Source organism: Pseudonocardia oroxyli, assembly GCF_900102195.1.
In the GTDB taxonomy this organism is placed as follows: Bacteria; Actinomycetota; Actinomycetes; order Mycobacteriales; family Pseudonocardiaceae; genus Pseudonocardia; species Pseudonocardia oroxyli.
In genome coordinates this window covers 261554-272851 of sequence record NZ_FNBE01000002.1, presented here as the reverse complement: position 1 = coordinate 272851, position 11298 = coordinate 261554, and the positions used below count along the sequence as shown (strand labels likewise).

Genomic DNA, 11298 nt, shown 5'->3' with positions numbered 1-11298 from the left:
GGGTGGTGGACCGCTTCGACAGACGACGCATCACGATCGAGGCGGGCACGTCCCGGCCGCACGACGAGGACGAGTGGCGAGGGGTACTCGTCCTCGTCGAGGCGGGGGAGATCGAGTTGCGCTGCGCGCTCGGCGGGCGGCGCCGCTTCCGCGCCGGGGCGGTCCTGTGGTTCTCGGGGCTGGACCTGCGCGAGGTGCACAACCCGGGAGTCGACCGAGCGGTGGTCGTGGCCGTGTCACGAACCCGTAGCACCGGGTGAGCACGGTCGACATGTGGACGGACGACCATGAACCCATGAGCATCGACGTGCCCGTCGCGCAGGCGGAGAACACGCGGTCGGCCGCGATCGGTGAGCTCCTGGACGCGCTGCAGGAGCTGAGCGCCACGTACCTCGACCTGCCCGAATCCGAACGCATCGCGCGGTGCACCGCCGAGGCGGACCGGATCACCGCGGAGGTGGCCCGCCACCTCTTCGGCGCCCGCACGCGGCTGTCCAGCTCCTACAGCCGCCGCTGAACCGTCCGCTCGGCGAAGCCCCGGACCCAGCGCCGCTGCCACGGGGTCTCGACGGCCCGCGGCCGGTAGTGCGCACGGGTCCAGGCCACGGCGTCCGCGGCCGGGTGTCCGGCGAGGACGGCCATGCAGGCCAGCACGGTGCCGGTGCGCCCGGTGCCGCCGGTGCAGCTGACCTCGACGAGCACACCCGACCGGGCGCGCTCGTAGGCGTCCACGATCGCGGCCGTCGCGCCCGCCCGGTCGCGCGGCACGCGGAAGTCCGGCCAGTCGATCCACGCGGCGGCCCACTCCGGCTCGTCGTCGTGGCCGGGCCTGCCCAGACACAGCGAGAACGCGGGCCGCGGGCCGCCCGGGAGGGGATCGCGCCGCCCCCGCCCGCGGACCGGGGTGCCGTCGGGGAGCAGGACGGCGCCGTCCAGCTGGGTCATGGGGGCCATACTGCCCCGTCGTGACCGTCGACGGGATTGTGGCCACCCTGCGCGCCGCGGGGTGTGTGTTCGCCGAGGAGGAGGCCGCGGTGCTCCGCTCGGTCGCGTCCGGCGCCGGGCTCGACGCGCTGGTCGCGGCCCGGGCCGCGGGCGCCCCGCTGGAACACCTGGTCGGGTGGGTGGAGTTCGCGGGCCTGCGGGTCGCCGTCGGGCCCGGGGTGTTCGTGCCGCGGCGCCGGACCGAGCTGCTCGTGGACCAGGTGGTGGCCGCGGCGCCCGCCGTCGTCGTCGAGCTGTTCTGCGGGGCGGCGGCCGTGGCGGCGGCCGTCGCGGCGGCGCTGCCGTCCGCCGAGGTGCACGCCGCGGACGTCTCGCCCGAGGCGCTGGTCCACGCACGTCGCAACCTGCGCGCGGACCGGGTCCACGGCGGCGACCTGGATGCCGGGCTGCCGCCGGACCTGCGCGGGCGGGTGGACGTCCTGGTGGCGAACGCCCCCTACGTCCCCACCGGGGCCATCGCGACGATGCCGCCCGAGGCGCGCGACCACGAGCCCCGCGCCGCGCTCGACGGCGGCGCGGACGGCCTCGACCACCACCGCCGCCTCGCCGCGCGGGCGCCGCTCTGGCTGCGCCCTAGCGGTCTCCTCGTCGTGGAGACCTCCCGCGGGCAGGCGGCGGGCACCGCGGCGGCGATGCTCGGCTTCGCGACCACCGTGGTGCGGGACGAGGACCGGGACGCGACCGCCGTCGTCGGGCGGCTCACCGCCGGGGCGTCTCCACCACCACGTTCGTCGACTTGATCACGGCGACGGCCAGCGACCCGGGCGCCAGCCCCAGCTCCGCGACGGCCTCGCTGCTCATCAGCGACACCACCCGGTGCGGGCCGCACTGCATCTCCACCTGGGCCATCACGGTGTCCGCCACGACCGACGTGACCAGCCCGACCATCCGGTTGCGCGCCGACGACGCCACCGAGGACGTCTCCGGCGCGGCGCTCGCGTGGTCACGGGTGAACGCGGCCAGCGCGGCCCCGTCCACCACCTTGCGCCGCGACGCGTCCAGGTGCACGGGCAGGGTGCCGGCGTCGATCCACCGGCGCACGGTGTCGTCGCTGACGCCCAGGAGGTTCGCCACCTCCGAGATCCGGTACTCTGCCACCTACCGGATACTAGCCACGGCCAGGTCGCCCGGTTCGGCGCCCGCCCGGACCGGCGCGGACCCGTCCGCGGGCCAGATCCCGGAGCGCCCCGCGGTGCGGTCGTAGCCGAAGCCGGTCGGGGCGGCGCAGCTCGCGATCACCACGGCCACGCCGTGGTCGGTCACGACCCGCCGGGCCCGTTCCTCCTGCACGGCCGCGTCCTCGGGCCGGTCGACGACGCCGGCGACGTAGACGTCGATCCCCAGCGCCGCGGTGTCCGCGGCGTGCCGCGGGATCCCGGTGTCCCGGCAGACCGCGAGGCCCAGCCGCCACCCGTCGACCTCGACGACGGCCGGGGCGTCGCCCGCGCGGTGGTGGGCGGTCTCCTCCGCACCCAGATAGATCTTGCGGTAGGCGACGCGCACCCCGTCCCCGTCGACGGCCAGCACACCGATCGACGGGCCCGCCACCGGCGCCCCGGCCAGGGCGAGCGTCCCGGTCTCGGCGCAGGCGGCGACCAGCGGGGCGAGGTCGGCCGGGTCGACCGGGGGCGCGTCGAGCTCGTAGCCGGTCAGCGACAGCTCCGGGAACACGACGACCCGCGCCCCCGCCGCCCGGACGACCTGGGCGTGCAGCCGGGCGTTGGCCGGGACGTCCCGCGCCACGCACGGCGGTTGTGCTGCGGCGATGCACAGCTCGGTGCGCACGATTCCTCCTCGCCGTGACGAGAACGCCCGCCGGGGCCCGACGTCCGCCACCGATGACTTCCGACTCCCCCGGAGGTCTACCCTCCCATGCTGATCATTGCCGGGTACCTGCGCACCGAGCCCACGGATCGAGACGCCTTCGTGGCAGACGGAGCGAAGGCGGTCTCCCTGGCGCGCAGTGCGCCCGGCTGCCTGGACTTCTCCCTCACGGCCGACACCGTCGATCCGGCGCGCATCACCATCTTCGAGCGTTGGGAGTCCGAGGACGAGCTCCTGGCGTTTCGCGGCTCCGGGCCGGACTCGGGCACCGCCGCGCGGATCCTGGGTGCGGACGTGAAGCGCTACGTCATCGCGTCCGTCGAGGAGGCGTGAGCGGAGCACCTCTGGACCGGTCCCCGACGCACTGAGTCGTGAGGAGGCCCCCGCACCGCTCGCCAGGCGCCCGTACGATCTTCGGCACCCACCCTCTCCCGACACGAGAACGGCCCCCGACCCGCGTCTCCGCTGGTCAGGGGCCGTCACCCGAGGGTGTGGCAGGTGAAGGATTCGAACCTTCGTAGGCTAAGCCGACGGATTTACAGTCCGCTCCCTTTGGCCACTCGGGCAACCTGCCGGGGTGCAGTCGGCGTGCCGACGTGCGGGGAGAAGGATACGACAGCGGTGATCGACCTCCGACGAGGGGGTGCCGTGCCGCAGCGAGGAGGAGCCATGGCCGACCCGTCGTTCGACGTCGTCAGCAAGGTCGACCGCCAGGAGGTGGACAACGCGCTGAACCAGGCGGCGAAGGAGCTGTCGCAGCGCTTCGACTTCCGCGGCACCGGAACGTCCATCGACTGGTCCGGCGAGGAGGCGATCAGCCTCGAGTCGGAGACCGAGGAGCGGCTCAAGGCCGCGGTCGAGGTCTTCAAGGAGAAGCTGATCAAGCGCAACATCTCGCTGAAGGCGTTCGAGGTCGGCGAGCCCGCCGTGTCCGGCAAGACCTACAAGGTCACCGGCAAGATCCTGCAGGGCATCGCCTCCGACAAGGCCAAGGAGATCAGCAAGGCGATCCGGGACGAGAAGCTCAAGGGCGTCCAGGCCCAGATCCAGGGCGACCAGCTGCGCGTCTCGGGGAAGAAGAAGGACGATCTCCAGGCGGTCATCGCCCTGCTCAAGGGCAAGGACTTCGGCATCGCCCTGCAGTTCACGAACTACCGGTAGCCGGGCGGGGCCGGGGGCCCGGACCACGTGACCGCCCTCACAGTCCGGTTGGGCGCCGCCCGTCCGATTCTGCGACGACTGAGCAGATGTTCATGCTTGAAGTCGTCCTCGGTCGCCTGCTGGCATGGACCCCGTGCCCCGCATCCGTTCGCGCCTCACCCCCGCCGAGAGACGAGGTGCGACGGCGATGGCCGCCGTCCTCGTCGTGCTCACCGTCGCCGGATGGGGCGTCCTCGTCCTCCTCGTCGTCCCCCACCACTACGACCTCGGCAGTACCGGGGCGTTCGGGGTCGGGCTGGGCCTGACCGCCTTCCTGCTCGGGATGCGCCACGCCTTCGACGCCGACCACATCGCCGCCATCGACAACACCACCCGCAAGCTGCTCGCCGAGCGCGAGACCGGCTCCCCGCGGCCGCTCTCGGTCGGGTTCTGGTTCGCCCTGGGCCACTCCAGCGTCGTGCTCGTGCTCGTCGCCCTGGTCGCGCTCGGGGTGCGGGTGATCGCCGGGGAGATCTCCGACGACGGCTCGTCGCTCAAGCAGGTCGGCGGGCTCATCAGCACCAGCGTCTCCGGTCTGTTCCTGGTCCTGCTCGGGCTGGTCAACCTCGTCATCCTGGTCCAGATCCTCAAGGTCTTCCGCGACATGCGCCGCGGCCGCTACGACGAGGCCACCCTCGAGGAGCACCTCGCCAAGCGCGGCCTCCTGAACCGCATCCTCGGCCGCGCCACCCGCGCCGTCCGCCGCCCGTGGCACATGTTCCCCGTCGGCCTGCTGTTCGGCCTCGGCTTCGACACCGCCACGGAGGTCACGCTGCTGGTCATCGCCGGGGGCGCCGCCGCGGGCGCGCTGCCCTGGTACGCCGTCCTCGTCCTGCCGGTGCTCTTCGCCGCGGGCATGAGCCTGTTCGACACCCTCGACGGCGCCTTCATGTGTTTCGCCTACGACTGGGCCTTCCGCGGGCCCGTCCGGAAGGTCTTCTACAACGTCACCATCACCGCCCTGTCCGTCGCGGTCGCCCTCGTCATCGGCATGATCGAGCTGCTGTCCCTGCTCGCGGACAAGCTCGGCGTGGACTCCGGTCCGCTCGGCTGGGTCGCCTCGCTGGACCTGGACGACGTCGGGTTCGTCGTCGTCGGGCTGTTCTGCCTGACCTGGGTGGTCGCCCTCGCCGTCTGGCGGTTCGGCCGCATCGAGGACCGCTGGAACGCGGCCCTCGCCGACGCCGACGCACCCGGCTGAACCCGCTCCCGACGAGGTCGGTCAGCGGTCCCGGCGCCGGTCCACGAGCGTCCGCGCGACGTCGGCGAGCTTGACGTTCATCCGCTGGGAGGCGGAGCGGAGCGTCGCGAAGGCCTCGTCGGCGCCGATGCCCTGCCGCTCCATCAGGATGCCCTTGGCCTGCCCGATGACGTCCCGGGTCGCGAGCGCCGTCTCCAGGTGGGCCGATCTCGCCTCGGCGGCGGAGGTCGCCCTGGCCATCACCAGCGCGGCCCCGACGTGCGCGGCGAGGATCACCGCGACGTCGCGGTCGGCGGAGTCCAGTCCGTGCGCGCGGTGGGAGTAGAAGCTCAACGCACCCGCCCGGGGCGGGGCGCTGTGCGGGAAGAGACCGACGGCCAGGGCGGCGTTGATCCCCGCCCGGGCCGCGGCGGACCCCCACCGGCCCAGCAGCGGGTCGGCCCGCACGTCCGGGGAGTACACGATGCCCGGCCCCGTCGCCCGGGTCGCCGCCACGCAGGGACCTTCCCCGAACCGCAGCTGCAGCTCGTCGAGGCGCGTGACGAGCGCATCGCCCCGGATGGGCGAGTGGAATCCGCCCTCGGCGTCGGCGAGGGACACGCCGACGAGGTCCGCCGTCGGCACCAGCGCGCTCGCCGCACCGAGGACGCGGCGCAGGATCTCCACCACACTCGTCGTGTCGGACATCGACTCGGCGAGCGCCGAGAACACCAGACGTCGGTCGTTCGCCGTCCGTTCGGGAACGGACGGATGATCGTGCTGCGGCACGCGGGGACCTTTCCACCCACGCCCTGGTCGAGGGCTCCAACCGGTCGCGGCTGGAGGTTCAACCGATCTCCACCTTAACGTCGCCCGTCCGGTCCGTGAGACCGGGGCGGCAGGCGTCAGCGCGCGTCCTCGAACGGGAACAGCGGGACGGGAGCCCGGGCCGGGACGGCGACCGCGGGCGTCATGTCCACGGTGGGCACGGCCGGGGCGCCGCCACCGGACAGCCCGATCCCGACGATCGCCGCGACGGACAGGACGACGACCACGCCCGCCGAGAGGCGAGGCCCCAGGATCCGCCGGTCGTCCGGGGCCTCAGCGGCGGGGAACGTGCTGGTCATCCGGGCTCCTCGGGACGGGGCACGGGCCGAGACACCGCGCGACGCGCGCGGAATACCCGCGCGCCGACCCGCCAAACCCGAGGCGCTACCGGGCGCGTCGCGCCGGGAGGTCTCCGGTGTCGATGACCTGCTCGGCGATGTCCCGGAGCTTGACGTTGAGGAACTGCGAGGCCCGCCGGAGCAGGTCGAAGGCCTGCTCCTCGGTGACCAGCCCGCGCCCCATCAGCACCCCCATCGCCATCCCGATCCGCCGGTTGCTCTGCAGGGCCTCGTCGAGGTCCTGGGCGTGGCGGCGTTCGCGCGCGGCGTCCATGGCGACGGCGGCGTGCGCGGCGAGGACCGCGCCGACCGCGTGATCGTCCTGCCCGAAGGCCCCGACCTCACGGGAGTAGAGGTTCAGCGCCCCCATCGTGTCCTCGCGGACGAACAACCGGAACGACAGCATGCTGTGCACCCCGGTCTCGTCGGACGCCCGGCGACTGAAGGCGGGCCATCGGCTCTCGGTCGCGAGGTCCTCGATGAGGAACACCTCGTGCGCGGCGATGGCGCCCAGGCAAGGCCCCTCGCCCGCGGCGTACTGGATGCGGTCGACCTGTACGGCCACGTCGTCCGTCGCGGCGACCGTGTCGATCCCGCCGCGGCGCCTGACCAGCGAGATGGCGGCGTGGTCGCACCCGTCGACGACGTCGACGGCGGCCTTCGTGACCCGCGTCTGGGTCTCCTCCGGTCCGGACTCGGCCTGCAGCTCGCGGGCGAGGGAGGCGAACACCTCGGCGAGGCCGTGCTCGTTCGCGTGCGTTCCCATCGCCCGACCGTAGCCGCCCCCCGCCGACCCTGACGTCACCAAATCGTCGGACGGTGCCGGTCCACGCGGACGGCCGAGGGTCGCTCACCCATTCGGGGGTGTCTCAGGTGATAGGCGACCCGCCCGTGACCCCGACGACCTCCGCGGTCCTGTAGGCGGACTCCTGGGAGGCGAGGAACACGGAGAACGGGGGGCGAGCTCGACCGGCTGCGCGGCCCGGCCCAGGGGTGCCTGCGCCCCGAACGACTCGAGCTTCCTCTCGTCCAGCCAGAACAGCGGGTAGAGGTTCGTCTTCAGCACCCGGTCGAACCACTCGGAGGTGATGTCGTCGATGCCGCCGTCCTGCGACATCGGGTAAGGCGGCGTTGCTGACCAGGACGTCGAGGCCGCCGAGCTCGCCCACCGCACGCTCGACCACCTCGCGGCAGACCGACTCCTCGCGGAGATCGGCCTCCACCAGCACGGCCGTGCGTCCGGCCGCGCGCACCCAGCGCGCGGTCTCGTCGGCGTCCGCCTTCTCCGCGGCCAGGTGGGTGATCAAGACGTCCGTGCCCTCGCGGGCGAAGGCGATCGCGACGGCCCGACCGATGCCCGAGTCCCCGCCGGTGAGCACGGCCCGCCTGCCCTCGAGACGACCGGTCCCGCGGTAGGTCTGCTCGCCGTGGTCGGGGCGGACGTCGAGCTCGTCGGTGCGGCCGGGATGCTCGACGGTCTCGTCGCCGCTCCCGGGGGAGGTGCTGCTCGGTGGAGTCCTGCGGCGTGAACTGTTCGGGCGCCATGGGCGTCAGTCCTCTCGGTAGAGACGTCGGTGGGCCGCCTGCACGGCCCGCCGGTAGAGCGGCCCGGCGAGCCCGGACGCGGCGAGCGCCGCCCGCGCGGCGTTGGCCCCGGCGCCGCCGTGTACAGCCCCGCCGGGGTGGGCCGACGAACCGGCCAGGAACAGCCCGTCGACAGGGGTGTCCGCCCGACCCAGGCCCGGGACCGGCCGGAACACCAGCTGCTGGTGCACCGCGGCGGTGCCGCCGTTGATGGCGCCGTCGACGAGGTTGGGGTTGCGGCGCTGCAGGTCCGGCGGCCCCGCGACGTGCCGGGCCCGGATCAGCGCCCGGAAGCCGGGGGCGACCCGCTCCACGGTCTGCTCGATCCGGTCGGCGTGGCGTGCCAGATCCGACTCGGTCCAGCCCAGCCCGCGCGGGACGTGCGTGTACGCCCACGCCGACTCGGTTCCCGCGGGCGAGCGGCTCGGGTCCGCGGTGGTCATCTGCCCGAAGAGCAGGAAGGGCTCGTCGGGGAGCCGATCGGCGGTCAGGTCGGCGGTGTAGCGGCGCAGCCCGTCGGCGTCCGCGCCCAGGTGGACGGTGCCCGCGCCGCGGGCGCCCTCGGCGGTCCACGGGACCGGCCCGTCGAGTGCCCAGTCCAGCTTCACGGTCGCGGTGTCCCACTCGAACCCGACGAGATCGCGCACGAACCGTGCCGGGAGGTGCTGCTCGCCCACCAGCTCCCGGTACAGCAGGGGCGCGGCGACGTCGGCGAGCACCGCACGGCGGGCGACGACCACGTTCCCCTCGGCGTCCCGCACCCCGCGCGCCCGGCCGTCTCGCACCACGACCGAACCCACCGGGCGGTCGCAGTCGAGCCGGCCGCCGCGGCTGCGCAGCCGGGCCACCAGCGCGTCGGTCAGCCTGCCCGCCCCGCCCTCCGGGACCGGGAACCCGACGTCCTGGCCGAGCATGCTCAGCAGCCATCCGAACACCGCGCTGCCCGCCGCGTCCGGCCCCAGGTCGGTGTGCAGGGCGTTGCCGGCCAGGAGCAACCCGGCCCCCTCGCCGCGGAAGTGCTCGCGGGCGAACCCGCGCACCGGTTGCACCACCATCCGCGCGAACCGCAGGCCCTCGGCCGCACCGAGCGCCCGGAGCAGCCGCGGTGCACCGCGCAAGGGCGGGAACGGCCGCAGGACGGTCTCCAGCAGGGGGTCGCGGATCCGCTGCCACTGCGCGACGAGCGCCAGCCACGCCTCCCCGTCGCCCGGGGCGGCGGCGTCCAGGTCCGCCGCGGTGCGGGCCGGGTCGCGGTGCAGCACGGTGCACCGGTCGTCCGGGGTCACGTGGGCGAGCACCGCCGGGGCGTGGCGCCACCGCAGGCCGTGCGCCGGGAGGTCGAGCCCGGCCAGCACCGGTGAGGCGGCCGCGAGCGGGTAGAACGCGCTGAACAGGTCGTTCTGGAAGCCGGGCGCGGTGATCTCGGCGCTGCGGACCGCGCCGCCCGGGCTGTCGGTGGCCTCGCAGACGAGCACCTCCCAGCCGGCGTCGGCGAGCAGGTTGGCCGCGACCAGCCCGTTGTGCCCGGCCCCGACCACGACCGCGTCGACGCTCTCGGCCGTCATCCCCGCTCACAGACGACGGCGGCGAGCCGGGCGAGGGACTCGCGGTTGCGCGGCACCAGCAGCGCCTGCTGCACCACCCCCGGAATCAGTCGGGCCGGACCCCGTTCGGCGTTCTCGGTCATGACGACGAGGCTGCCGGCCGCGTCCGGCCGCACCTCGATCCGGATCCGGGCCGCGCCCGCGGGCCAGGCGTACCCGCGCAGCTCCAGCAGCTCAGCCGGCGTGCACGCGAGGACCTCGGTGTCGTCCTCGATCTGGAGCGGCCACGACCCCACGCTGTGGTGCAGCCGCGACCCGACGGCGGGGAAGGTCTCGTCGACGTCTCGCATGTGGGTCGCGCCCACGACCCACAGCGGGTAGCTCCAGCCGTCGGCGAGCACGGCGAACACCCGCTCCGGCGCCGCGGGGATCCGGCGTTCCACTCGGACACTCATCGCTTCGACGCCTCCAGTCGCAGGTGGTAGGGATCGAGCCCGGCGGGCAACGGTTCTCCGACGGCGAGCGGGGAGTCCAGCGGCAGCCCGACGTCGAGCTGCTCGAGCAGGGCCGCCAGCGCCGTGCTCGCCGTGAACAGGACGAGTTCGCGGCCGGGGCACACCCCCGGCCCGCCGCTGAACGGCACGAGCGCGCGGTCCGCGGACGCGGCGCCGTCGAGCCACCGGTCGGGACGCAGCTCGTCGGCCTCGGGGTCCCGAGCGGTGTCGCGGTGCAGGTACCAGGCGGGGATCAGCAGTCCGGTCCCCGCGGGCAGGGTCCCGGTGCGCCAGTCGGTCTCGGTGGTGGTGTCGCGCAGCAGCAGCGGGGTCGTCGGCCAGAGCCGGACCGACTCCAGGACGACCGCCCGCAGCCGGGCGAGCTCCTGGGGGCGGGCCAGGTCGAGGCCGTCCAGCTCCCCGCGGGCCCGGCCGAGCTCCGCGGGTCGGGCGGCCAGCGCACCGAGCGCACGCAGGGTGACCGCGCCCGCCGGGTCGAAGGCGAACAGCCACTGGGGGACCTGGTCCACCCGATCCACCCCGGGCTCGGCAGGCATCCGGGCGACGAGCTCGGCCAGGCTGCCGGGTTCGGCGCGCTCCAGGTGCGCGGCCAGGGCCGCGCGGAACCGGTCCCGCCGCCTCCGTTGCCGCGGGGCCAGGTACGACCAGTTGCCCGCCTGGCGGAGCCGGGTGAGGTCGTCGGTCAGGGCGTGGTCGTCCCGGGCGCCCTCACCCAGGACGATCCGCCGGACGACGCGCCACCACGCCCGCGCGAAGGGCGGCCAGTCCAGGGTGCCCGTGCCTGCCGCGACGGCGATCGGTTCGGTCATCTCGGCGCGGATCACCTCGGTCATCCGCGCGGCGAAGGGGTGCATCGGCTGCCCGGTGTCCAGCACGGCCTCGGTGAAGCGGCGCCGCTGTGCCCGCAGCTCGCCGTGCGAGACCAGCGTGCCGTGCGGCTGGAACTGACCGAGGGCGGCCTTCTTCTCCCGGTTGGCCGGGGCGAACGGCACCGGTGTCTCGTCGAGGACCCGTTCGACGTCGTCGGGGTCCAGGACCAGCGCCAGCCGGCGGCCCGGCAGCGGCACCCGGACCGGGCCGGGCCCGTACCGCTCCCGGACGCGCTGCAGCTCCCGCACCCCGCGACCGTCCGTGTCGAGCCCGCCCGCGATCCGCACGACCGCGGGCCGCCGGGCGATCACCCCCTGGGCCACGATCGGGGCGAGCGCCAGGCCCAGGACGCGGGCGGTGTCGGCCGGGCTGAGGGTCGGGTCTCCAGGGTTCGCGACACGGGTCATGAG

At 74.5% G+C, this 11298-nt stretch carries 16 protein-coding genes and 1 tRNA gene; 6 read left to right on the top strand and 11 right to left on the bottom strand.

What is annotated here, in order from left to right; all coding sequences use genetic code 11:
• Window positions 1-5: 5 nt before the first annotated feature.
• Window positions 6-260, top strand: a complete 255-nt coding sequence (locus BLS43_RS03955; RefSeq protein ID WP_143029933.1) for a hypothetical protein — start codon at window positions 6-8, stop codon at window positions 258-260.
• A 35-nt stretch (window positions 261-295) separates the two neighbouring features.
• On the top strand, window positions 296-517 hold the full coding sequence (locus BLS43_RS03950) for a hypothetical protein (protein WP_143029932.1): 222 nt from the start codon (window positions 296-298) through the stop codon (window positions 515-517).
• On the opposite strand, the gene BLS43_RS03945 is transcribed toward BLS43_RS03950, so the two are convergent.
• Window positions 502-945: a protein-tyrosine phosphatase family protein gene (locus tag BLS43_RS03945; protein ID WP_093076809.1), complete on the bottom strand. Its 444-nt coding sequence runs from the start codon at window positions 943-945 to the stop codon at window positions 502-504. The two genes, BLS43_RS03950 and BLS43_RS03945, sit on opposite strands and share 16 nt — an antisense overlap.
• Before the next feature lie 20 nt (window positions 946-965).
• Here BLS43_RS03945 and BLS43_RS03940 point away from each other — a divergent pair, with 20 nt between their 5' ends.
• A complete protein-coding gene (locus BLS43_RS03940; RefSeq protein ID WP_093076806.1) occupies window positions 966-1745 on the top strand; it encodes a putative protein N(5)-glutamine methyltransferase in 780 nt (259 codons plus the stop codon).
• Here BLS43_RS03940 and BLS43_RS03935 read toward each other — a convergent pair.
• Both BLS43_RS03935 and BLS43_RS03930 read right to left on the bottom strand, forming a co-directional pair.
• Window positions 1705-2103, bottom strand: coding sequence for a TOBE domain-containing protein (locus tag BLS43_RS03935; protein ID WP_093076803.1), 399 nt, complete (start codon window positions 2101-2103; stop codon window positions 1705-1707). The two genes, BLS43_RS03940 and BLS43_RS03935, sit on opposite strands and share 41 nt — an antisense overlap.
• On the bottom strand, window positions 2104-2790 hold the full coding sequence (locus BLS43_RS03930) for a carbon-nitrogen hydrolase family protein (RefSeq protein ID WP_093076800.1): 687 nt from the start codon (window positions 2788-2790) through the stop codon (window positions 2104-2106).
• A gap of 87 nt (window positions 2791-2877) precedes the next feature.
• On the opposite strand from BLS43_RS03930, the gene BLS43_RS03925 reads away from it, so the two are divergent.
• Window positions 2878-3162: a putative quinol monooxygenase gene (locus BLS43_RS03925; protein WP_093076797.1), complete on the top strand. Its 285-nt coding sequence runs from the start codon at window positions 2878-2880 to the stop codon at window positions 3160-3162.
• Between the two features lie 159 nt (window positions 3163-3321).
• Here the strand turns inward: BLS43_RS03925 and BLS43_RS03920 are convergent.
• Window positions 3322-3403, bottom strand: a tRNA-Tyr gene (locus tag BLS43_RS03920).
• A 95-nt stretch (window positions 3404-3498) separates the two neighbouring features.
• Between BLS43_RS03920 and BLS43_RS03915 the strand changes: the two genes are divergently transcribed.
• The gene (locus tag BLS43_RS03915) at window positions 3499-3990 is read left to right on the top strand and encodes a YajQ family cyclic di-GMP-binding protein (RefSeq protein WP_093076794.1); all 492 of its coding nucleotides are present in this window, start codon (window positions 3499-3501) and stop codon (window positions 3988-3990) included.
• Between the two features lie 124 nt (window positions 3991-4114).
• Window positions 4115-5230 (top strand): Nickel transporter NicT, encoded by a 1116-nt coding sequence (nicT, locus tag BLS43_RS03910; protein WP_483880047.1) that lies wholly within the window; start codon window positions 4115-4117, stop codon window positions 5228-5230.
• Window positions 5231-5251: 21 nt separating this feature from the next.
• Here the strand turns inward: nicT and BLS43_RS03905 are convergent, their stop codons facing one another.
• The 7 genes from BLS43_RS03905 to BLS43_RS03875 form a co-directional block, all read right to left on the bottom strand.
• Window positions 5252-5998 (bottom strand): GAF and ANTAR domain-containing protein, encoded by a 747-nt coding sequence (locus BLS43_RS03905; RefSeq protein WP_143029931.1) that lies wholly within the window; start codon window positions 5996-5998, stop codon window positions 5252-5254.
• A gap of 116 nt (window positions 5999-6114) precedes the next feature.
• Entirely contained in the window at window positions 6115-6336 is a 222-nt protein-coding gene (locus BLS43_RS03900; protein ID WP_093076786.1) for a hypothetical protein, read from the bottom strand.
• Window positions 6337-6421: 85 nt separating this feature from the next.
• Window positions 6422-7141: a GAF and ANTAR domain-containing protein gene (locus tag BLS43_RS03895; RefSeq protein WP_093076784.1), complete on the bottom strand. Its 720-nt coding sequence runs from the start codon at window positions 7139-7141 to the stop codon at window positions 6422-6424.
• Window positions 7142-7244: 103 nt separating this feature from the next.
• Complete coding sequence (locus BLS43_RS03890) at window positions 7245-7754, bottom strand: SDR family NAD(P)-dependent oxidoreductase (RefSeq protein ID WP_218129700.1); 510 nt, start codon at window positions 7752-7754, stop codon at window positions 7245-7247.
• A gap of 171 nt (window positions 7755-7925) precedes the next feature.
• A complete protein-coding gene (locus BLS43_RS03885) occupies window positions 7926-9524 on the bottom strand; it encodes a phytoene desaturase family protein (protein WP_093076781.1) in 1599 nt (532 codons plus the stop codon).
• Window positions 9521-9958, bottom strand: a complete 438-nt coding sequence (locus tag BLS43_RS03880; RefSeq protein WP_093076778.1) for an SRPBCC family protein — start codon at window positions 9956-9958, stop codon at window positions 9521-9523. The genes BLS43_RS03885 and BLS43_RS03880 overlap by 4 nt, the downstream gene beginning before the upstream one ends.
• Window positions 9955-11295, bottom strand: a complete 1341-nt coding sequence (locus BLS43_RS03875) for a cytochrome P450 (protein WP_093076775.1) — start codon at window positions 11293-11295, stop codon at window positions 9955-9957. Before BLS43_RS03875 ends, BLS43_RS03880 begins: the two co-directional genes overlap by 4 nt.
• Window positions 11296-11298: the final 3 nt, after the last annotated feature.